Annotated in this window: 20 protein-coding genes and 1 pseudogene; 13 read left to right on the top strand and 8 right to left on the bottom strand. The window is 61.8% G+C overall.

Annotated elements, in window-relative coordinates; all coding sequences use genetic code 11:
* Nucleotides 1-8 precede the first annotated feature (8 nt).
* Nucleotides 9-950 (top strand): SMP-30/gluconolactonase/LRE family protein, encoded by a 942-nt coding sequence (locus tag ACWDUN_RS29850; RefSeq protein ID WP_449934517.1) that lies wholly within the window; start codon nucleotides 9-11, stop codon nucleotides 948-950.
* 301 nt (nucleotides 951-1,251) lie between these two features.
* Here the strand turns inward: ACWDUN_RS29850 and ACWDUN_RS29845 are convergent, their stop codons facing one another.
* From ACWDUN_RS29845 to ACWDUN_RS29830, 4 genes are all read right to left on the bottom strand, one after another.
* Nucleotides 1,252-1,440 (bottom strand): hypothetical protein, encoded by a 189-nt coding sequence (locus ACWDUN_RS29845; RefSeq protein ID WP_449934513.1) that lies wholly within the window; start codon nucleotides 1,438-1,440, stop codon nucleotides 1,252-1,254.
* Between the two features lie 165 nt (nucleotides 1,441-1,605).
* Entirely contained in the window at nucleotides 1,606-1,950 is a 345-nt protein-coding gene (locus tag ACWDUN_RS29840; RefSeq protein ID WP_449934511.1) for a DUF3263 domain-containing protein, read from the bottom strand.
* A 2-nt stretch (nucleotides 1,951-1,952) separates the two neighbouring features.
* Nucleotides 1,953-3,311 (bottom strand): DUF1116 domain-containing protein, encoded by a 1,359-nt coding sequence (locus ACWDUN_RS29835; RefSeq protein ID WP_449934509.1) that lies wholly within the window; start codon nucleotides 3,309-3,311, stop codon nucleotides 1,953-1,955.
* 115 nt (nucleotides 3,312-3,426) lie between these two features.
* Complete coding sequence (locus tag ACWDUN_RS29830; RefSeq protein ID WP_449934505.1) at nucleotides 3,427-4,113, bottom strand: TetR/AcrR family transcriptional regulator; 687 nt, start codon at nucleotides 4,111-4,113, stop codon at nucleotides 3,427-3,429.
* A 169-nt stretch (nucleotides 4,114-4,282) separates the two neighbouring features.
* Here ACWDUN_RS29830 and ACWDUN_RS29825 point away from each other — a divergent pair, with 169 nt between their 5' ends.
* Nucleotides 4,283-4,603 (top strand): putative quinol monooxygenase, encoded by a 321-nt coding sequence (locus ACWDUN_RS29825; protein ID WP_449934507.1) that lies wholly within the window; start codon nucleotides 4,283-4,285, stop codon nucleotides 4,601-4,603.
* Between the two features lie 472 nt (nucleotides 4,604-5,075).
* Nucleotides 5,076-5,485 (top strand): annotated as a pseudogene (locus ACWDUN_RS29820) (IS481-like element ISMva2 family transposase); the annotation flags it as partial.
* A gap of 141 nt (nucleotides 5,486-5,626) precedes the next feature.
* On the opposite strand, the gene ACWDUN_RS29815 reads toward ACWDUN_RS29820, so the two are convergent.
* Nucleotides 5,627-6,313, bottom strand: a complete 687-nt coding sequence (locus tag ACWDUN_RS29815) for a TetR/AcrR family transcriptional regulator (protein WP_449934505.1) — start codon at nucleotides 6,311-6,313, stop codon at nucleotides 5,627-5,629.
* 104 nt (nucleotides 6,314-6,417) lie between these two features.
* Here ACWDUN_RS29815 and ACWDUN_RS29810 point away from each other — a divergent pair, with 104 nt between their 5' ends.
* From ACWDUN_RS29810 to ACWDUN_RS29765, 10 genes are all read left to right on the top strand, one after another.
* Nucleotides 6,418-7,221, top strand: coding sequence for an SDR family NAD(P)-dependent oxidoreductase (locus tag ACWDUN_RS29810; RefSeq protein WP_449934503.1), 804 nt, complete (start codon nucleotides 6,418-6,420; stop codon nucleotides 7,219-7,221).
* The gene (locus ACWDUN_RS29805; protein WP_449934501.1) at nucleotides 7,218-9,188 is read left to right on the top strand and encodes a flavin-containing monooxygenase; all 1,971 of its coding nucleotides are present in this window, start codon (nucleotides 7,218-7,220) and stop codon (nucleotides 9,186-9,188) included. Before ACWDUN_RS29810 ends, ACWDUN_RS29805 begins: the two co-directional genes overlap by 4 nt.
* Nucleotides 9,181-10,023: an SDR family NAD(P)-dependent oxidoreductase gene (locus ACWDUN_RS29800; protein WP_449934499.1), complete on the top strand. Its 843-nt coding sequence runs from the start codon at nucleotides 9,181-9,183 to the stop codon at nucleotides 10,021-10,023. The genes ACWDUN_RS29805 and ACWDUN_RS29800 overlap by 8 nt, the downstream gene beginning before the upstream one ends.
* Nucleotides 10,024-10,100: 77 nt before the next feature.
* Nucleotides 10,101-11,333, top strand: a complete 1,233-nt coding sequence (locus ACWDUN_RS29795) for an MFS transporter (protein ID WP_449934496.1) — start codon at nucleotides 10,101-10,103, stop codon at nucleotides 11,331-11,333.
* A complete protein-coding gene (locus tag ACWDUN_RS29790; protein ID WP_449934515.1) occupies nucleotides 11,330-12,448 on the top strand; it encodes a Zn-dependent alcohol dehydrogenase in 1,119 nt (372 codons plus the stop codon). The genes ACWDUN_RS29795 and ACWDUN_RS29790 overlap by 4 nt, the downstream gene beginning before the upstream one ends.
* 12 nt (nucleotides 12,449-12,460) lie before the next feature.
* On the top strand, nucleotides 12,461-13,285 hold the full coding sequence (gene pcaD / locus ACWDUN_RS29785; RefSeq protein WP_449934494.1) for a 3-oxoadipate enol-lactonase: 825 nt from the start codon (nucleotides 12,461-12,463) through the stop codon (nucleotides 13,283-13,285).
* A complete protein-coding gene (locus ACWDUN_RS29780) occupies nucleotides 13,282-14,655 on the top strand; it encodes an FAD-binding oxidoreductase (RefSeq protein WP_449934492.1) in 1,374 nt (457 codons plus the stop codon). The genes pcaD and ACWDUN_RS29780 overlap by 4 nt, the downstream gene beginning before the upstream one ends.
* Nucleotides 14,656-14,855: 200 nt before the next feature.
* Nucleotides 14,856-17,033: a malate synthase G gene (locus ACWDUN_RS29775; RefSeq protein WP_449934491.1), complete on the top strand. Its 2,178-nt coding sequence runs from the start codon at nucleotides 14,856-14,858 to the stop codon at nucleotides 17,031-17,033.
* Nucleotides 17,030-17,458, top strand: coding sequence for a GlcG/HbpS family heme-binding protein (locus tag ACWDUN_RS29770; protein WP_449934489.1), 429 nt, complete (start codon nucleotides 17,030-17,032; stop codon nucleotides 17,456-17,458). Before ACWDUN_RS29775 ends, ACWDUN_RS29770 begins: the two co-directional genes overlap by 4 nt.
* A gap of 414 nt (nucleotides 17,459-17,872) precedes the next feature.
* Nucleotides 17,873-18,166: a putative quinol monooxygenase gene (locus ACWDUN_RS29765; protein WP_449934487.1), complete on the top strand. Its 294-nt coding sequence runs from the start codon at nucleotides 17,873-17,875 to the stop codon at nucleotides 18,164-18,166.
* A gap of 211 nt (nucleotides 18,167-18,377) precedes the next feature.
* On the opposite strand, the gene ACWDUN_RS29760 is transcribed toward ACWDUN_RS29765, so the two are convergent.
* The 3 genes from ACWDUN_RS29760 to ACWDUN_RS29750 form a co-directional block, all read right to left on the bottom strand.
* The gene (locus ACWDUN_RS29760) at nucleotides 18,378-19,547 is read right to left on the bottom strand and encodes a 4-hydroxybenzoate 3-monooxygenase (RefSeq protein WP_449934485.1); all 1,170 of its coding nucleotides are present in this window, start codon (nucleotides 19,545-19,547) and stop codon (nucleotides 18,378-18,380) included.
* A gap of 23 nt (nucleotides 19,548-19,570) precedes the next feature.
* Nucleotides 19,571-20,746 carry a ParB/RepB/Spo0J family partition protein gene (locus tag ACWDUN_RS29755; protein WP_449934483.1) on the bottom strand — a complete coding sequence of 392 codons (1,176 nt, stop codon included), beginning with the start codon at nucleotides 20,744-20,746 and terminating at the stop codon, nucleotides 19,571-19,573.
* An 850-nt stretch (nucleotides 20,747-21,596) separates the two neighbouring features.
* Nucleotides 21,597-21,776, bottom strand: a complete 180-nt coding sequence (locus ACWDUN_RS29750; protein WP_449934481.1) for a hypothetical protein — start codon at nucleotides 21,774-21,776, stop codon at nucleotides 21,597-21,599.
* Nucleotides 21,777-22,011 lie beyond the last annotated feature (235 nt).

The raw sequence follows: 22,011 nt of genomic DNA, 5'->3' as shown, positions 1-22,011 counted from the left end.
CTTGTTCGATGCCATGTCGTTGTCGATTCTTCCTTGCCCGGAGACCGGGCAACAGAGTCCCACAACGACTGGACCACTACGACGGGCTCACCTCAGGGCCACGATGGCACGAAGGCCACCTTTGGTTCTCGGACTTCTACACCCACAGCGTCAACACATCGGGTATGAACGGATCGATCCACCAAGTGGCCACCGTTCCGCAGCAGCCGTCAGGTCTAGGTTGGCTACCCGACGGCCGACTGCTGGTGGTGTCTATGCGAGATCGCAAAGTGCAGCGTCTGGAACCAACAGGCACTTTCGTCGAGCATGCCGACCTCTCCGATGTGTTCACCGGCCATGCAAACGACATGATCGTCGACGCGGAGGGCGTCGCCTACGTGGGCAACTTCGGTTACGACCTGATGGGCGGAGCGCCCCACGAAACAACAACGCTCGCCCGTATCGACCCGGAAGGGACCGTCTCCATCGTCGCACGAGACCTCCACTTCCCGAACGGGATGGCGATCACACCCGACGGGAAGACACTGCTGGTGAGCGAGACTTTCGGAAACAGGATCTCTGCCTTCGACATTCAGTCGGATAAGTCATTGGGAGAAAGAAAGGATTGGGCGTCCTACGGCGACCTCGGACTGATGCCCGACGTCACTGAGCGCGTGGCTGCCTCCACACTCGGTCCCGATGGCATGTCTGTATTCGACACAGACGGCGCGGTATGGGTCGCCGACGTTGCCCACAACCGGGTCGTTCGCGTTGCGCAGGGTGGCAAGATTCTCGACGAAGTGGCAACGGGTGACGACGGCGTCTACGCCGTCGCCCTTGGTGGCCCAGAAGGCAAGACTCTGTTCATTTGTGTCGCACCAAACTTCGACGAGATCGAACGAACTGCCACCAGGCTTGCTCGTGTCGTCATCACCGAGACAGACGTTCCCGCCGTCGCTACCGGTCGTTGACCTGACCTATGCATGGACACCTCGAGGATATGGGGCTTCGACACAATCCTGTGAGAGCAACTAGCCGGTCGAGGACGAGCGAGTCGCCCGAGCGTGGTTGCGGGGCTCCGGTCTCGGCGGCCAGGATCACACCGCCGGGCGCCTCCCTCGGTGATGATCGTTGCGCCACAACACCTTCGCCTTGGCAACAACGCGGCGCAAGATACGGGCCAGCCGGAATACGGTACTTTATGTCGCCTAAGTTGCCGGGGTTGTAGCCGGCGTCGCGATGACCCACCGCCGCGGGCTTGATCCAGCACCTTTAAACAGTTCCGGAGGAGACGGCGGCGGCGATCACGATGTCGGCGTCAGCGACGATCCGCGGCAGATCGGCGGTTCGTGAGTGGCAGTGGATGACGGTGGCGTTTGGGCGAGCAGCAGCATTCCTACCGGCTCGCCCAGGATGCGGCTGCGGCTGTTCATCGAAATTGCCGCTGCGGCAGGGAATCATCTACTGCGGAGGCCGGGCGTGAACTTGGTAAAACACGAGGCGTGGATACGTGGCACCGTTTCAATTCCTCGCCGCTGAAGTTGACCTATGACACCGCATTGGACACCATGCTGGCAGCCGACAGTATCTACACGCCGGTGGGTGACCCGGCGGGGCTGCGTCTGACTAGCGGTATTGATGGGCTGACTCACGAAGCTGGGATTTTCTAGCAGCACCGGCGGCGACGTGAGAGGGATTGCCATACTGGCGAAGCCGCCATTCACACATTCTGCGAAGCCGGGTCGCGACGTCAGGACGTATGCACGAATAATGCCGTTCGACCAACTCATGCAGCCGAAGAAGATACTCGTGTGCCGTCATGCCGAAATCGGCGAGCGTGTCCTCCAACGGGCCACCATCGTAGGGCAGCCAATGTAGAGCAAAGGTGAGGATGGCGCGATCCAACGGATCGATACCGCGCCTAACGTCGACAGTCAGCGGTGCAACCTGGCGTTCAGGGATCTTACCCATGGTCAACCCCTTCCTACGGGCTTCGCCGATGCAGGTGCGACGACCGACCTGGTCATCTCGTCACCAGTGGCTGTTGAGGTGACCGTACGCGAGCTGTCAGCGCTCGGAGCTGGCGAAAGTCGTTCCAGTGCAGCGACGAACACCTCACGGGGAATCTCGGTGATCCCCGCACCGATCTGTCCGATCCCGGGAAGGCGATGGGCCAGACCGTATTCGACGGACGGGAGCAGCCCACTGTCGATTACTCTGTCGGCTCGGATCCCAACTGGGGTGCCCCGATAGTCGTCCGCGGGGATGACAAATCGGGTGCTGGTCCCCGCACATACTTGACGCATCGTGTTGACCACGTCCTGCGCGTCAGACGCCGAGGTCCCCAGGAACGATGAGATCGCCGGCGCTGCGGTCAGCGCGCACGCTCCGACCCCCACTACTTCGGTGATGAACGAGTCGCCCAAGGACGGCTGCGCGTCGTCGATGGAGTATCCCCGGAAGACCTTGGGCCTACCGACAGGGCTCGGGGTCAGGAACCACTCGTCGCCGCATCCGCTGATCTGGATTCCCAGGTGCACCCCATTTGCTGAGACACTTGTGACAACTGGACTCATCGGAACACTCTGTGCTGCAATGGCGATCGACTTTGCTGCCGACATCGCGAAAGGTAGGAAGAATTGGGGGTTGCTTGCTGCCCACTCGATCGCCCGGGCCGTCTGTGCACTGTCGCCGATGCGTACGATGGCAGGAGCGAGACGCAAGAGTAATGCTGCGCTGACGCCGACGTTGCGGTTGTGGCATTCGTCTCCGCGACGTAGTGCCTCAGCCATGAGGGCGGTCAGATCGATCGGCTCCAGTGTGGCGATCGCGGAGTTGAGTAACGGCCCGAGGTCATCACGCATCCAGCGGAGCCGTTCGACGGTCTCGGTGTCGTTGGCACCGAAGCGCATCACCCGGCCGTAGCCCTCGTTGAGCGGACTGAACGCAGTGGTCCCACGGTCTGATTCCGCGACGACGACGGGCATGTTCGGTGTCACGATACCGGCGACGGGCCCTACCCCGCCGCAAGCATTGCCCGGAGAGATCTCCAGTTGGCCATCGTCGATGATCCGCTCCGCCTCGTCGAGCGACGTCGCCTCACCTTCGAACATCAGGCCCGCCACGAGAGCGCCCCTCACCGGACCGGGTACCGCGTCAACCGGTAGCGGCGGTCCGGCATGGAGGTAACGCCGACGGCCCACCGCGTTGGTGACCTCTTTGGCGGGAACGATCTTCGCAAGCCGTGCGGTGGTGCGGTCAAGGCGCTCGAAAGTGTCCTGGGCCGCGCGATCGTAATCGGTGAAAACGGTTCCGGCAAAATGCTCAGACATGTCAGAAGTCCTTCTGTGAAAAAGATCAGGTGTGGGTACGGAAGTGGGCGAATTGGTGGGCACTGACCATGGGGCGGTCAAATGCACTGCGTGGGAGAGTGTGGCAGCGGCATCGTCAGCCCTTGGTGGTGCGCTTCGCTGGGCTTCGTTTCCGGGTTGCGGGCGGCTCAACCGGGGCGGCGCTGCCGCCAATTTCGGTTCCACAGCCGCCGATCCCATCACCAAGCATTCGTAGGACGAGATCCGCATACAGCCCGCCGATCTCGTCTGCGGTGTATTCCGGATGAGGCCGAAACCACCGCGCCAAGTCCAGACACAGCGACAGCGCCGCCAACGTTGTATAGCGAAGATCGAGGATGTCGAACACTCCGGCGTCGGTTCCGCGGCGAAGCTCCCTTTCAAATATTTCGGCGAATGCCTCGCGGCTGTTGACAATGACGTCGTATTGCTCAGGAGTGAGTGACTTGATTTCGTAGGCGATGACGCGAGCCAGCTTGTTGTTCTCGGCGTGCCAGCTCGCGAATGCGCGAATGTAGGCCAGCACCCGGTCGCGAGGGCCCTCTCCAGCAGCATCGAGTGCACAGGTGACGTGCGCGAGGATGTCGGCGTGGCCGAATTCGGCCAGCGCGTACAAGATGTCGGTTTTGGCCTTGAAGTGCACGTAGACAGCCGCAGGGGAGAGATTGGCACGTTCGGCGATGTCACGTGTGGTGGCAGCGTGGAAACCCTTGGCGGCAAACGCGTCGAGAGCGGCCGCGCGCAACCGTGCACTGGTAGCCGGGGCCATCTCGGAACGCTTCACCCCACCATCGTGCCTGCTGGCCCGATATGGGCTGCGGGTCTTGACTGGATGTGGCATGCACCATATTATACAGTTAAGCAAGCGCTTAGTCACCCCACCGTCGTGAGGCGAAAGCCATGCTGACTTGCGTTCCGACGAACTTTCTATTGCTTATTGAAATGGGGATCCGGTGACCACACCCACCGACGCGAACCGCGACCTTCTTACCGTCGTGGCCTACATGCGCGCGGCAGACGGCAAGGCAGACGAGCTCCGTGCCGCACTGGAAGCGCTCATCGAGCCGACCAAGGGGGAGGACGGTTACGTCAACTACGACGTCCACCAGGGGGTCGAGGACCCACGTTTCTTCACCCTCTACGAAAATTGGGTCTCCGGGGAGCACCTCGACGCTCACCTCGCAACGCCGCACCTCGTCAGTTTCGCGGACAAGATTCCCGATTTGGTCGATGAAAGCGGCCTCACCGTAAACCGCGTTCGCCGCATAGCCTAACCGAGCCTGCCCTTCTCCATGGTTCCGCTCGGACTCGCTCGCTGGACGAGAAGAATACTCGAGTGGTGGACGGACGAGTGTCGCGCTTCGAACCGCTTGTGTCCCAACACATTTTCGGGCCAGGGTAGCCAATTTTTCGCTTCGGATAGCCACGTGTAGACGGCCTTTAGTGAACGTCAGCGTGGTCGTGGCCCTCTGATCAGACTCGGGGTCAAAACCTTTGGCCGTATCCCAAAGGGCCTGACAACACGGTGAATTCGCAGGCTACGCAATCTTCAACTTCACCGCGGCATCGTGCGAGGCGGGAATCGACCTTGCATTCGCAGTCAGCGCCGACAATGACGTGGTAACACTTTGATGTGCATATGCATGGGCATCCCAGTCCGCGAGCACCGGACCAATGGTTAACGCCTGCCGGCCGCGCTAGCGGAATGATTGTTACATGCCCCCGCTTGAAGCTAAGAGCGGTGACGGTAGCGAACGTCGGGCCGTCTCCTTCACCGCAGCCACGACTTCCTTCGAGCTGCGATCAGAAGTGTTGACCGACAACGGAAAAAGCTCACGGACCGGTTCACCAAGCCATATCCGCCTGCGGGACTGCTCGAACCGATCTGCCCGGAGAACGGAGTCACCACGCGCCTGACCAAACCTTGCTGGCCGACTACGACCGGCAAGATCTGGTCCACAAGTTGCTGCGCCGCGAGCTTCTGGATACCGCTGATCCCTGTCCGAGCATCGAGGCCGCACAGCCGGCGATCGACGCCTGAGTCGACGGCCACAACTACAGCCGCCCGCATCAGGCGATGGCGACGACCATCCCGGCGCCGGCGTTTCGCCCGGCGCCCGTCGACCTGGCCACCGATGCCGGTGTCCACCGACCCGCCGGTCTTTGCGCTTGCCTGAGCACGACATGGCGTCCTCCAGTGCACTGCGCCCCGACTGAGCTGTGCGCCACGCGAATTGGTGGGCACTGACCATGGGGCGGTCAAATGCACTGCGTGGGAGAGTGTGGCAGCGGCATCGTCAGCCCTTGGTGGTGCGCTTCGCTGGGCTTCGTTTCCGGGTTGCGGGCGGCTCAACCGGGGCGGCGCTGCCGCCAATTTCGGTTCCACAGCCGCCGATCCCATCACCAAGCATTCGTAGGACGAGATCCGCATACAGCCCGCCGATCTCGTCTGCGGTGTATTCCGGATGAGGCCGAAACCACCGCGCCAAGTCCAGACACAGCGACAGCGCCGCCAACGTTGTATAGCGAAGATCGAGGATGTCGAACACTCCGGCGTCGGTTCCGCGGCGAAGCTCCCTTTCAAATATTTCGGCGAATGCCTCGCGGCTGTTGACAATGACGTCGTATTGCTCAGGAGTGAGTGACTTGATTTCGTAGGCGATGACGCGAGCCAGCTTGTTGTTCTCGGCGTGCCAGCTCGCGAATGCGCGAATGTAGGCCAGCACCCGGTCGCGAGGGCCCTCTCCAGCAGCATCGAGTGCACAGGTGACGTGCGCGAGGATGTCGGCGTGGCCGAATTCGGCCAGCGCGTACAAGATGTCGGTTTTGGCCTTGAAGTGCACGTAGACAGCCGCAGGGGAGAGATTGGCACGTTCGGCGATGTCACGTGTGGTGGCAGCGTGGAAACCCTTGGCGGCAAACGCGTCGAGAGCGGCCGCGCGCAACCGTGCACTGGTAGCCGGGGCCATCTCGGAACGCTTCACCCCACCATCGTGCCTGCTGGCCGAGTGAGGGCAAACCCGGGGCTTGACTAAATGTGGCAGGCGTCATAACTTGAACTAAGCAAGCGCTTAGTCACTAAGGAGTTATGTTGCGAGCGGTAGGAAAGAATGCGGTCATTACCGGTGCCGGATCGGGTATCGGGCGGGCCATCGCCACGCGATTGGCGGCAGAAGGGGCGGCTGTCGTCGTCGCCGACATCGACAGCGAGGGCGGCCAGGCCGCCGTCGACCAGATCACCTCGGCAGGCGGCCGCGCCCGGTTCACCTTGCTCGACACCACGAGTGAGCAGAATTGGGCCACCCTTGTCGACGAAATCGACAGGATCGATGTCTTGGTCAACAACGCCGGCATATACCTCGTACGTCCCCTGACTGAGATCACGGTCCAGGATTGGGACAAGGTGATGAGCGTCAATGCCAAAGGGGTGTTCCTTGGCATGCGTGCTGTCGCCCCGAAAATGGCTGCGGCAGATGGTGGTTCGATCGTGAACCTGTCATCGACGACTGGCCTCACCGGTATTGCAGGCAGGACCGCCTACGGAGCGAGCAAAGGCGCGGTGCGCATCATGACGAAGGACGTGGCAATGGAGTACGCCAGTTTCCAGGTACGCGTCAACTCGGTGCACCCCGGTTTCGTCAAAACACAGATGGCAGAGCAGGGCGCGCGCCTTGCTGGTATGAGCCTTGATGAACTCGGATACAGCCAGGTGCCGTTAGGTCGGCTGGGCGAGGTCGAGGACGTTGCGGCGGCTGTTGCCTTCCTCGCCTCGGATGAAGCCCAGTACATCACCGGCGCCGAACTGGTCGTGGACGGTGGTGCCACAGCGGGCCAGCTGCACCGCGTCGGCGCCAACCTTTCGACCAGCGATACAGGAACACAGAACTCATGATCATCTTCCCCGAAAACGAAGGAACAACCACCGTGAGCGACGGCGCTACTCCGAACTTCACGGAGATCCTCGCCGACCCCGATGTACACGGTCCTTCCTTGCTGATGTCGGTGTCGCATATGAGCGGTAACACCGATTCGCTGACGTCGGATCTGCGGCCAATCGCGTCCGGCCTCGACCTCAACGGTGAGCTCGGTGATGCGCAGATGGACCGCATTCGCAAGCTGGCCGATGCAGCGCTGCAACGGTATTGGGGATCGGAGAGGCCGATTATCGACGAACCGTCGGCATCCACAGTCGAGACCATGCTGCGGTACCAATTCGAAGGCGCAGTGGACGATCCCAGCGAATTGACGCCGCTGATCTTCCCGGGTAAGGACGATCCTACGAATCCGATCGACGCCGCGCGCCTGCTACGCACGCTGCCACGGGAGCTGCGTCAGCAGTTCGCGGTAGCCGTCATCGGCGCAGGGATGTCCGGCATCCTCGCGGCGATCTGCCTGCAGGAGGCAGAGATTCCCTTCGTGATCCTGGAGAAGAATGCCGATGTCGGGGGTACCTGGCTGGAGAACACATATCCCGGGTGCCGCTGCGACGTGCCGAACTCCTTCTACTCCTACTCCTTCGGTCCCAATGACTGGTCGCACCACTACTCACCTCAGCCAGAGATCCTCGACTACTTCCAGCGCACTGCTGACGCGTATGGGATACGGCAAAAGGTCAGGTACCAGCACGAGGTGACCGCCGCAAAGTGGGCTGATAGCACCTGGAGCCTCACCGTCCGTGACGCCGACGGTGCCGAGTCGCAGCTGACGGTCAATGCTGTCATCAGCGCTGTAGGCCAGCTGAACAGACCCAGCGTCCCCGATATCACAGGGGCTGCCGAATTCGCAGGGCCGGCATTTCATTCCGCAGCGTGGCGCCACGATATCGACCTGACGGGTAAGCGCGTCGCCGTCATCGGCACCGGCGCAAGCGCGATGCAGTTCGTGCCCGAGGTCGCACGAGTTGCCGGACACACCATGGTGTTCCAACGCAACGCTCCGTGGATCATGCCCAACGCCCGGTACCGCCAGCCCATCGGACAGGGACATCGCTGGCTTCTGGAGAATGCACCCTACTACCGCAGCTGGTATCGCTTGTGGCTACTGGTCCAGGCCGACGCCCGCCTCGAGGGCATGCGCATCGATCCTGATTGGGAGGAGCGCGACCGCGCGGCCAATGCCGTCGGGGACGAGATCCGCCGACTGATCGAAGACACCATCCGCGCGGCCACCGAGTCCAATCCTGACCTGGCGTCCGACATGGTGCCAACCTACCCCTACGGCGCGAACAGGCGACTGATCGACGACGGCACCTGGCTATCCACCATGCAGGCACCGAATGTCTCCCTAGTCACCTGTGGAATCGAAGCGATCACACCGACCGGTGTTCGCGCGGCCGACGGCACGGACTACGCCGCAGATGTGATCGTCTACGGCACGGGATTCGCCAGCGAGAAGTTCCTGTGGCCGATGGAAGTCACCGGCCGAAATGACACGCTGCTCACGGAAGCGTGGAAAGTTGGTGGCCCTCGGGCTTACCTCGGCACCACCCTCCCGGACTTTCCGAATCTGTTCATCCTCTACGGTCCGAACACCAACCTCTCGCACGGCGGATCGATCATCTTCATGGTCGAAAGCCAGATGCGGTACCTGCTGGGCTGCCTGCAACAAGCGATTGCTTCCCCTTCAAACCAGGTTTCCCCGACCGCAACCGCGTTTGAGAACTACAACCGCATGGTCGACGAGGAGAACCGCAACCGCGTCTGGGGCGACCCCGAATATTCGGTGGGCTGGTACAAGGCCGGAAAGGGCCGGGTGTTCGCCAGCTGGCCGTTGACAATGCGCGAGTTCCAGCAGCAAACCAGCCACGTTCACCCCGTTCACCATGACGTGGCTGCGGAAAGCGACACCGATGATGCCTGACACACCCACGTTCGACCTGGATCAATCCGGTCGTACCGTACTCGTCACCGGCAGTGGACGCGGTCTGGGCAGGGCAATCGCCGATGCCTTCGCCGCCCGTGGCGCCTACGTTCTAGCAGCCGACGTGTTGGCCGCCCCTACGAAGACCAATCTGCCATCGCGAGTCGACGGCCAAATCGTGAACGTCGCAATCGATGTTCGCGACGAGGACTCCATTCTGAATCTGTTCCAACAGCTTTCACGCACAGGCTCGTCCATCGACGTGCTCGTGAACAACGCCGGAGTCATGTACAAGGCGCCTGTCGACGAGATCGACCTCGAGCAGTGGCAGCGCATCATCGATGTCAATGTCACCGGCGCAATGTTGTGTGCCAAACATGCTGTGCCGATGATGAAGACCCGCGGCCGTGGCCGCATCATCAACATCAGCTCCATGACCGCCGACATCGGCTTCGAGACCTATAGCCCCTACTCCGCGGGCAAAGCCGCGTTGACGAATCTAGCGAAGGTGTGGGCTGCCGAGCTCGCCGGTTGGGGGATCACCGCGAACGCCATTTGTCCAGGGTGGCTGGACACACCGATGGCCGCCGATGCCCTGACGGCGCACTTAGCAGCGATCCACGACGAATCCATCGACCAGGCTCGCGAAAGACTTCTCAGCTATATACCCCAGCGCCGATTGATTGCCCCTGAGGAAGTGGCCTTTACCGCACTGTTCCTCGCCAGCGACCTGGCTGCAGGTATCACCGGTGAGTCCATCCGGATCGACACCGGGCTTGCAGCGACCTTTCCTGCCGGATTGCACCGGCCCACTACGGCTACGAAAGTGAAATGACAATGTCAGTCGAAGCAGACAACGATCAACCGCTGGTCAGCGAGTCTGCCCGCCGTCGCGCGGTGGCCGCTGCCGCGGTGGGCAATGCCATCGAGTGGTACGACTACACGATCTACGGCTATTTGGCCGTGATCCTCGGGACTGTCTTCTTCCCGTCCTCTGATCCCACCACGTCCCTACTGGCCGCATTCGCGGCCTTCGCCCTGGCGTTCGTCGTGCGCCCGCTCGGTGGAATGTTCTTCGGAAGCATGGGGGACCGCCTCGGCCGCCAGCGAACCCTAGCGATGGTCGTCGTGCTGATCTCAGCTGCCACATTCGCGGTGGGACTGTTGCCCGGATATGCGGCGATCGGCGTGTGGGCACCCATCCTGCTCGTTGCCCTCAGGGTCATCCAGGGACTGTCCGCAGGAGGTGAGATCGGCGGCGCCACCGCATTTCTCGCCGAGTACGCACCCAACGAACGGCGCGGCTTCCAAGTCGGCTGGATCAACATGTCCGCGCTGCCCGGCTGCCTCCTCGGCGCCGGTTTAGTCACCGCCCTCATGGCCGGGCTGCCTTCAGAATCGATGGAATCCTGGGGGTGGCGGATACCGTTCCTGATCGCCGGCCCGCTGGGAATCGCCGGCCTATACCTGCGGCTCAAGATCGAAGACACCCCAGAATTCAAGGCGATCGCGGAGAGCGGGGAAACCACCCGTAACCCGCTGCGCGAAACGATCGTCCACAACACTACGTCGATCACATTGTGCTTCGGGATGGCGACCATGCACGCTGTCGGATTCTATCTGGTGCTGGCGTACATCCCCAACTTCCTATCCCAAGCCCACGGCTACGACAAGGGCGGGGCGCTCCTGTCCACCATGGTGGCATTGGTGGTCGCCATTGCTGTGATCCCGTTGACCACCAAGCTATCTGACCGAATCGGGCGCAGACCGGTCATCGCTGCCGCGTGCATTGGCTACCTCGTCTTCGCCTACCCGATCTTCTGGCTCATGACCATCGGCGGCACCGCGCAGATCATCCTCGCCCAAGCCATCCTCGGCACACTGTTCGGCACATACGCTGGAGCACCGTTCGCGGCGATGATCGAAATGTTCGCCACGCGCGTCCGCTATACCGCGTTCTCCGTCGGCTACAACCTTGCCATCGCATTGTTCGGCGGCACAGCGCCCATGATCGCAGCGTGGCTTGTAAGTCGTACCGGAATGGCCACAGCACCGGCGTTCTACGTCATGGTCGCGGCCGTGGTGTCACTGATTGCTGTGGCCTTCACATCCGAAACCGCCCGACTTCCACTGAGGAAACAGTGAACGGCGCGATACGAAAATTCGATGCGGCGGTACTCACCGCGGTGGGACAGCCGTTGAGCATCCAGACGGTCGAGATCACCGACCTGCCGGCCAACAGCGTGCTGGTGCGGATGGGCGCCGCCGGGATCTGCCACACCGACCTCGAAGTCATCAACGGTCAACTGAGATATCCGATGCCGATCGTACTGGGACATGAAGCGGCCGGAACCGTCGAAGACATCGGCAGCGGCGTCGATCCCTCGCGAATAGGACAGAAAGTGGTGCTGTCGTGGAATCCGCACTGTGGTGCCTGCCCGGCCTGCGAGCGGGGTGAGGCCATCTTGTGCCGGCAGTATCTCGAACTCGGCCCTAGGGCGGTCGACTTCTCCGGACAGACCTACCTGCGCTCAGGTGGCAATGACGTGCACACCATGTTCTTCACTGCCGCCTTCGCCGAATACGCCGTTGTCACCGACGGCTGTGCGGTGGCGATCCCCGATGCGATGCCGCTGGACCGAGCCTGTCTGCTCGGTTGTGGGGTGATGACTGGGCACGGTGCCGTCACCAACGTCTCGCATCTGCACCCGGGTGATTCCGCATTGATCATCGGTTGCGGTGCAGTTGGTTTGGCCGCAATCGAAGCAGCCAGACTCGCGGGGGCCAGCACCATCGTCGCCGTGGATCGCAACGATCCCAAGCTGGAGCTAGCCACCCGGTTCGGCGCCACCCATCGGCTGAATCCACGCAGCACGGATGTCTTGGCCGACCTCCGTGACATCACCGCCGGCAGAGGAGTGGATTGCGTGATTGAGTCCGCCGGAAGCGAATCGGCCTTCCAGCTGTCGGTGGAAGCGTGCCGGGCCGGTGGCGAGGTGATCTGGCTCGGCAAGCTCGATGTCGACCAGAACATCTCCCTGCGCTGGGGCTCATTGATGCAAGAGAAACGGATCCGACGCAACAGCTACGGGAACACACGGCCCAGCCGGGACTTCCCAGCCCTGTGTGAGGCGTACCTGTCGGGAAGGTTGCAGCTCGATCCCCTGATCACCGACCGAATTTCGTTGCCCGAGATAAATAGTGGGTTCGACGCGCTTCGGGAGAAGCGCGCGATCCGCACCGTTGTCGTGTTCAACTGAGGGGGATTGGTAGTGCCACTTACCCTGCATCACAACAGTGACGGACCGCCAGACGCGCCGGTGCTCGTTCTATCAGGAGGACTGGGCACCACCACCGCCATGTGGGAGCCCAACCTGCCTGCCTTGGCGCCGCACTTCCGGGTGATACGCCTCGATCATCGCGGTCACGGCAGATCACCCGACCCATCAGAAGCGTTCACCGTCGCCGATCTCGCCGATGATGTGGAGCACACCCTAGATGGTCTTCGGGTGAATCGATTCGCCTGGTGCGGTTTGTCGTTAGGCGGCATGGTCGGCCTTGAGTTGGCCACCCGGATTCCCGAGCGGCTCACCCACCTGGTGCTGTGCTGCACCTCCGCCAGGATCACCGGAACCGAGATATGGCGGCAACGCATCGGCACCGTGACCGAACGAGGAATCGGCTCCATCGCCGAAGCGGTGGTCGACCGATGGTTCACCCCCGACTGGGCTCACGAACACCCGGATATCGTTCGAACAGCACGGGGGTGGGTCACGGCAACTCCCGATCCGACATACTGCACAGGTGGCCGTGCCATCCTCGCCTGGGACCACACTGCGCGGCTGAATGAAGTCGTGACACCGACACTGGTGATCGCCGCCAAACACGACAACGTGACTCCGGTCAACCCGGATGCCATGGCACTGGCCGAAGGCATCCGCCAGGCACGGCTACACATAGCCAACAGCGGCCACCTCGCCACGTTCGAGTCGGCAGCCGATGTCAATGCAGTTTTGCTGCAGTTCCTTTCCGAGACATCGCTGAATGCCGACGGCAGCTACAGACAACAACACGACCCGTCAAGGAGACTTCGATGACTGCTGTCACCAGCTCCCTCGCAGAGCTGCTCAACCAGGTTCCACACCTGTCGGTGCTCACCGACCCCGATGTCGTCGAGAAGTACCGGCAGGACTGGGCCCGGGATCCCGACGCCGGGCATCCGCTGGCCGTGCTGCGGCCGACCTGTACCACCGAAGTTCAAGAAGTGATGCGATGGGCGAACCTCCACCGCGTGCCAGTAGTGCCGCGGGGGGCAGGATCAGGACTGTCCGGGGGTGCCACCGCCGTGGATGGAGGAATCGTGTTGTCCACCGAGCGGATGCGCGATATCTGTGTCGACCCCGTCACTCGAACCGCGGTGGTCCAGCCCGGCCTCATCAACGCGGAGGTGAAGCGGGCGGCGGCAGACAATGGCCTCTGGTATCCGCCCGACCCGTCCTCCTTCGAAATGTGCTCCATCGGGGGAAATGCGGCAACCAACGCAGGCGGCCTGTGTTGCGTAAAGTATGGTGTCACAACCGATTACATACTCGGACTCGAAGTCGTCCTCGCCGACGGGCGCGCCGTGCGACTCGGTGGACCACGGCTCAAGGACTCTGCCGGCCTTTCCCTGACTAAACTCTTCGTCGGCAGCGAAGGCACTCTCGGTGTCATCACCGAGATCACCTTGCGGCTCATCCCGCCGCAGGACAAAGCCAGCACCGTGGTGGCCAGTTTTAGCCGCGTCGCCGATGCCACCAAGGCTGTACTCGCCATCACAAGGGTGATGCGGCCGGCGATGCTGGAGTTCATGGATCGCACTTCAATTCGGGCTGTGGAGGATTCGATGAAAATGGGCCTCGACCGGGAGGCAGGTGCGATGCTCATTGCGCAGTCGGATGCACCCGGTGACGCCCGGGCGTATGAAACCAACGTGATCGCCGAGGTGTTCAGCCGCCACAACGCAGACGACGTGTTCACCACTGACGACCCCGACGAAGGGGAGGCTTTCACCGCTGCCCGGCGCTTCGCCATCCCAGCGGTAGAGAGGCTGGGCAATCTGTTGCTCGAGGATGTCGGAGTACCGCTGCCTCAGCTAGCGGCCCTAGTACAGGGAATCAGCGAAATCGGAGCCCACCACGATGTGCTGGTCGCGGTGATCGCCCACGCAGGTGACGGCAATACCCATCCACTGATCGTGCACGATCCGACCGACGAAGCACAGACTGCGCGAGCACAACAGGCCTTCGGTGAAATCATGGACCTTGCCGTCAGTCTGGGCGGAACGATCACCGGTGAACACGGCGTGGGGCGGCTCAAGAAAGCCTGGCTACCCAACCAAGTGGGCGCAGACGTCATGGATGTGACGCGGCAAATCAAGAACGCATTAGACCCGCACCACATCCTCAATCCCGGTGCAGTGATCTGATAGCCCTCTGTAGTCGCCAGCCTTGACCGCGAGAGCCGGCCGCCGTCGTAGGTGAGCGTGGTGTCGCACGTGGTGGAAGTGATTGGGCACCTAAGCTGTTCGATCAGTGGGAACCGGCCACAGTGTGTTGAGGCGCGGGTGTTGAGCGCCCGTTCGCTAGGAGTGTCAGTGATACCGAACGTGAATGTTAGGAGATTTCGATGACAGAGTGGATCACAGTCGGCGAGCTAAGCGTTGATCCGGTGTTGCACCGCTTCGTAGAAGAGGAGGCACTGCCGGGCTCCGGAGTGGAATCGGGGGTGTTCTGGTCCGGGTTGGATGCGATTGTGCATGACCTGTCGCCACGACTGCGCCGTCTGCTTGCAAAACGTACCGAGATCCAGGCAGCGCTCGATCATTTCCACACCGAAAACCCGGGAGCGCCTGCAGACGTCGACGCGTACCGAGCATTCCTAACAGAGATCGGCTATCTGGTCGAGGAGCCGGCGGACGTCACTGTCACCGCGTCGAGAGTCGATGCCGAGGTCAGTACCCAGGCCGGCCCTCAGCTTGTCGTCCCGCTGCTGAATGCACGGTTCGCGCTCAATGCCGCTAACGCACGCTGGGGTTCGCTCTACGACGCCTTTTACGGTACCGACGTGATCGACCGGGACGGTGACTGGGCGCCAGGCTCGTCATACAACCAATCCCGCGGCGCCGAGGTCGTGCGTCGCGTCCGCGACGTGCTCGACGCCCACTTCCCCCTCGATGCCGCCACCCACCATGACGTCGACGCCTACGCGGTGGACGTCGACGGCTTGATCGTCACCATCGGAGACGCAACGGTCCGGTTGAGCAATCCGGTTCAGTTCGTGGGCTACCGAGGCGACGGGCGCTCTCCCGAGGCTGTGCTGTTGGAACACCACGGCCTGCATGTGGAGATCCAGATCGACCGCGCACATGCGATCGGCAGCGTCGACCGGGCCGGGGTCAAGGATGTTGTTCTGGAGGCGGCGCTGACCTCCATCATGGACCTCGAGGATTCGGTCGCGGCCGTCGACGTCGAGGAGAAGGTGCACGGCTATCGCAACTGGCTACAGCTCATGCAGGGCACACTGAGCGAGAAGGTCGACAAAGATGGGCGACGGTTCGTTCGGACGCTCAATCCGGACCGCGAGTACACAGCCCGCGACGGTTCCGCCTTCTCCGTGCCAGGTCGCGCACTGATGTTCATCCGCCAGGTCGGTCATCTCATGACCACTCACGCCGTGCACGACCGCGACGGTCAACCGGTATCTGAGGGCCTACTCGACGCTCTGCTCACCGCGCTGGGCAGCACCCATGACCTGCGTGGCATTGGGGCGCAACGTAACTCGCGAACCGGATCGATATATGCGGTGAGACCGAAAATGCATGGACCCGAGGAGGTTTCGCTGACTGTGGAACTGTTTGAGCGCGTGGAGAGGATACTCGGTCTGGAACACGGCACCGTCAAGGTCGGGATCATGGATGAGGAGCGGCGCACCAGCGTGAACCTCAAGGCGTGCATCGCGGCAGCGGCTGATCGAATTGCGTTCATCAACACCGGCTTCCTGGACCGCACCGGTGACGAGATCCACACATCGATGCATGCCGGACCGATGCTCCGCAAAACGGCGATGAAGACCGCACAGTGGTTGACCGCCTATGAGAACTCCAATGTCGATATCGGGCTCGAATGTGGATTGAGAGGAAAAGCCCAGATCGGCAAGGGCATGTGGGCTGCACCTGACAACCTCGCCGACCTGCTCGAGCAGAAAGTGACACACCCGCAAGCAGGAGCAAACTGCGCGTGGGTACCGTCCCCCACAGCCGCCACATTGCACGCGCTGCACTACCACCAGGTCGACGTGCAGGAACGCCAGAATCAACTGACGGGGCGCCGACGATCGACGCTGGAGGAACTGCTCACGATTCCGCTGGCTGATCCCACGGAATGGACCGACCAAGACGTGCAGGCCGAGCTCGACAACAACGTGCAAAGCACGCTGGGTTACGTCGTACGCTGGGTCGACGACGGCGTAGGCTGCTCGAAAGTTCCCGACCGCACCGGCACACCTCTGATGGAAGACCGTGCGACGTGCCGCATCTCGTCACAACATGTAGCCAACTGGCTACTGCATGGGGTGATCTCCATAGAGGATGTCGAAGTGAGCCTGCGTCGGATGGCTACGGTGGTCGACGACCAAAACTCCGACAATCCGGGATACCGCCCGATGGCGCCCGGCTTTGACGGTGAAGCCTTTCTCGCCGCCCGCGAGCTTCTTCTCGAGGGCGCTCGCCAACCCAGCGGATACACCGAGCCAATCCTTCATCGTCGGCGAACGGCGCAGAAGCAAGCCGCAGGGAACATGGCATGAGCATGACATTGGACATCGCCCGGGTCATCGTAGCCGCGGCCCGTGCACACGGCTCGGCACAGGGTTTCAAGCCGCTCACCATAGTGGTCCTCGATGCCGGTGGCAACGTCGTGGCCGCCGAGCGCGAAGACGGAGCATCGATGAAACGTTACGAGATCGCCTTCGGAAAAGCGCACGGATCCCTGGCGTTGGGGATGGGCTCGCGATCAATCATGGCCCGTGCCGAGCAACAGCCCTACTTCATCAGCGCCGTCGCCTTGGCGGTGGGTGGTTCGCTGGTGCCGGTGCCCGGAGGTGTGCTGGTGCGCGACGACGACCAGACGGTGGTGGGTGCGGTCGGCATCTCGGGCGAGGCCTCCGACAACGACGAGGCCTCCGCGGTAGCCGGGATCACTGCGGCCGGACTGCATGCACAGCCAGACTGATCGGCGCCTTCACAGAATCTCTTCAAATTCCGGTCGTCCAGCCGCCGGCGACGTCCAGTGTGGTTCCGTTGACAACCTGCGATAGGCCGCCCGAGTCCCGTCTCGGTTGGAATCAGCCTGCCCACAACGTCGACCCACTGATTGAGTTCCTTGGATTCGGCGGGTGTCGAACTGAGGCCTGTGCTCCTCTAGCGCCGTCGGGCGATGCGATCACCCGCGGCGCCACATCGACATTCTTCAACTGAGTAATGCCATCCGCCAGCATCATGAAATCGTATCGAGATTCCATCATGTCCTTGCAGGACAGGCATGTTCACTCACCTATGCACTCCAACCACCCGTGCTTTACGCATAGTCGAGGCTAGACTCTTCAACAAAGCCAGCCAACCCAAACCCGTGTCAGGAGATGGACCAATGTCGGTCACCGTGCTTCTCGAGCTGAAGTTCAAGCGCGAAACACTGTCAGAGGCAAAGGAAGTGTTCCGCCGTGAGCTCGTTAAGACCCGAGCGTTCGCGGGGAACCTCGTCACGGAAGTGCTTGTGGATGCAGACGACGAATCGCATTGGGTAATCTACGAGAGCTGGGAATCGGCCGAGCACGACGACGCCTACCGCAGTTTCCGCGCCGGCGACGGTGCGATCACCGATTTGCCTCCACTGTTGGCGGCTCATCCAGTCAAAACCAAGTTCACCACGTCAGATATCTAACCCCGCCTACCAACGGCCCAGGAAGTCCGTGAATGAACATCTGATCGTGCTGCTGCTCGACATGTCCTGCGCCCCGTAGAGCACCAGCACAGTCGAGTCCAGGTGTTGCACGCGAGTCAAGGTTTCAAGATGCCCACCCGAGTGGGTCTCGTTGGCGGGCAAAGTAGTATGCAACTCTTGACCTCTGAAGGGGTGTGCCGACAAACATTGCCTAGTTCACCCCGGCAGTGAGCTCGCCGAAGAGGCGATTTGCCGCGGGCGAGCTGAACTGGCGCTGCAGTTCCGCTCGGGCGATCATCTTGCGGAACTCTCCTGCATAGGAGGCGTCGCCGGCGTTGTGCATGATCTCGGTTATCCAAGTCGCAAACGCTTGATAATTCCAGATATGACTTAGACAGGTCTCCGAATAGCTGTCGAGCAGGCTCGGATCGCCATTCTGCATCTGATGGCTGATGGCACGTGCGAACACATCAGCATCGTGTAGGGCAAGGTGTATTCCTTTGGCGCTCATTGGAGGAACAATGTGCGCCGCGTCGCCGAGCAGGTACAGCCTGCCATAGCTCATGGGGTCGTAGACGACGCTCCGAAGAGGCACGAGGTGCTTATTGACGATCTCGCCGATCGACACGGGAGTGCCGAAGCGGGCTTCCAATTCACTCCAGATTCGTTCGTCCGGCCACTGCGCTAAGCTGTCGTCAGGCGAACACTGAAGATAGATGCGGCTGGCGTTCGCGCCGCGGGGGATCCGTCCTGCGAGACCACGAGAGTGGATCGCCATGCCTGATGGACGCGCAGGCGCCTCGGCCAGAACGCTCAGCCAGGCGTACCCGTACTCGTGGGTGTATTGAGTGAGGGTGTCGCCGGGAATAGACGCCCTGCTGATGCCATGGTCGCCGTCGCAACCGGCGATGAAACTGCAACGCAAGTCATTCGAGGAGCCGGTGGTGTCCCGATAGCGCACGCTAGGACTGTCGCTGGCGATATCGACCAAGAACACGTTATCGGCCTCAAAGCGAAGGTCGCCACCATCGGAAAGGTAAGCATCCGTGAGGTTTCGGACTAGAATCTGTTGCGGGCAGAATACACTGTCACTATCGGTTTCCATGTCCATCGGCATTTCTTCGCCGTCGATGTAGAAGCTGCCTTCGGCTTCAACTATCGGGTCGCCCTCGATCACCTCCTCGAGTCCCCACTCGCGGAACATACGAACTCCTAAGGCGTCGATGGTTCCGGCTCGTTGTCGCTTTTCGACGTATTCGCGACTGCGGCGCTCCAGAACTACGCAGCTAATCCCGTTGCGCAGCAAGAAATTACCCACGGTAAGGCCGGCCACTCCGGCTCCGACGATAACGACGGTAGTGTCTTCACTCACTTCACTCATATACTTCCGAGCCTCCTCGATGTCTATGTGTCAGGAACGCGCCTCAGTGTGGAATGCCGGCGGCGATAGCCAACTGGTCCGTTCGCGTCGGTTTCGTTGTCGAGGTCGACGGCGTCACCGGGTGAGGTGTCGTCGGCATCGTCGCCGATCCCTGCGTTGCGCCGGAACCATGTGTCGAGGGTGAACCCTGCGGCAGCATAGTCAAGGCAGTAGAACGTGGGGAGGTACACGGTGCCGTCTTCGACGGTCTTCGCGTGCCGCATGCCCTCCTCGGGTGTGGCTTCGGGGTCGTCGTGGGTGTTCCAGTCGATGGCGGACTCCTCGATGACTTCGCTGGTCTCGACATCGATGAGGGCGGTGTCCTCCTCGATGAGCACTGCCCACTGTGCGGGATCGGTGATCGCGTCTTCATCGACGCTGGCACCGTCAGCGGTGCGTAGGTGCTCGAGTCCGACGCAGCTCTCGTCCCATGAGCGGGGCGGCTCGTCGAGAACGGTGAACCCTTTGTCGCGCCATTGAGCTTCGGCGTCCTGCTGGGCCTTCCAGCTCATCTGTTCTTCTCGGAGCTGGGCAACCACCTGATCGAACCGTGGTGTTCCGGCGACATGGGCGAGCCGGTTGAGTGCGCCGGGCAGGTCCTCGAACTCGGTCAGTGCGGCGGCCTCGGCCAGGCTGAGTTGACCGTCGCTGAAAGCAGCTGTCGCCGCGTCTGACTTGCCCACGGTTTCAGCAGCTTTGACGGTGTCTTTCTTGACCGACAGTTTCTTGGCGACCTTGGTCACTGAAACACCGGTTTCCAACAATTGTTGGATGCCCCGTACCCGCTGGGCGTCGGTCAAGTCCTGCTTCTGGTCGTTCGTGACGATTTGGTGGACGATTCGTTCGATCGTCTCTTCGCTGGCATCCGCCGCGCTCGACGGAAGGACGAACACTGGGACCGCTGCGATGCCGACCTCGCGGGCCGCCAGCGTGCGGCGCTGGCCGTTGCGCACCCGGATCACGTTGTTGTTGTCGGGGTGACGGATGCCTGTGATCGGCACCAGGACGCCGTTCTCTGCGATGCTGGCCAGGAACTCTTTGCTCAATGCCGCCTCATTTCGGACGTTATCGCCGATTTCGAGCATGATTGGGTCTAGATATTCCAAGGTGCCAATCGCCTGATCGGAGATGGCGTCCGTGGTGGTCGTGGTGTCGGTCATGTCGGTATACCTCTCAGTTTTGGGGTGACGTTGCGGCCGCCCGCTCTTTTTGCCTTCTGGCACTGGAGATCGAGGCCGAGCAGGCCGAGGGAAGCGTCTAGGTCCCGGGGTGGGGAGGTGGTCCACCGAGCGCAGCGAGGTCGACACCTCCCCACCGCCGAAGGCCAAGCGCAGCGCCGCCGGTGGCCTAGCGTGACCCGGCCGCCGGCCTAGTATCGAAAGGCCAGAAGGCAAACACATAATGGGACTTGCCCTGTGCGCCAGTGTTGTTCGCGACTACCGTTTGGGATGGTTGAAGCCACCTGGCGGCTGAGACCGCGCCCGGATGGTTACAGACTTGCCCACTCGCGCGCGGTTCGCAGTGACTTGTCACTGCCACAAGTCCAACCTCGAACCAACGATGAAGTGACCGAAGCTATTGCCCGGATACTTCGCGGGAGTCTCGTGAGGGAAGTGTTCGTTTGGGAGTGCGAGCGGGGATACAGGGCGCCCGGTTCTGGTTCGGGGCCATCCGCGCGCCGCCGGCGCGGGCATCAGCCCGATCGTGGCGCCGCTGTACACCGGCCCGAGCATGTGCACCTGAGTCGCACAGCGGATCCCGCGCGTTCAGGGTTTTGGGAAATAGGTTGCAGCACCGGACTTTTCGTGACGACTGTTACAGTATGTGGTCAGTCATACCCAAATTTTGGAGTGCTTGGCCCAACGGGTAGAACCTGCCTTGGGTCGAGTCGTCACCGTCGGTATGACTTCCGAGCCAGATACCGACGATAGCGAGTTCATCGAGGCCGTAACGCGTCCGGACCGGTCCACCAGAATCACCGCCGCTGTCGGCGTGACCTTCGGTCAGATACTACGCGCCCCAACGGTATTGGTAGGCAAGTTGTCCACAGGTGGATCCTGTAGACCGCCCGGTGTGGCAGATGGTTCGGTCGATCCGAGGCGCCTGTACGGCGGCGACGGTGGTGTCCAGCAGGGTGTTGTCGACCGGCGCGTTGCCGAAGTCGATCAGCGCGAAGTCGCTACCTCTCATACTGGCGTCATAGTCGTAGGACACGACCCGGCCGCGGTACCCCGAGTCAGTATCGATAATGTAGCCGCGACCATGGTCCACGCAGTGGCCGGCGGTGACGCCAAGTGTGTGACCGGCTCGGGTGAAGACGAACCCGAGGGTGAGGGGGACCCGTTTGGTGGTCCAGTCGCTATGCGGCTCGGGGTTGGTGGGTCGTGGTCCACTGTAGAACGAACTCGTCCGGGCTGAGTGCGCC

The sequence above is a fragment of the Mycobacterium sp. NPDC003323 genome, from assembly GCF_053589535.1.
The sequence above is the reverse complement of the archived record's forward strand: the minus strand, read 5'-3'. Positions and strand labels throughout refer to the sequence as shown.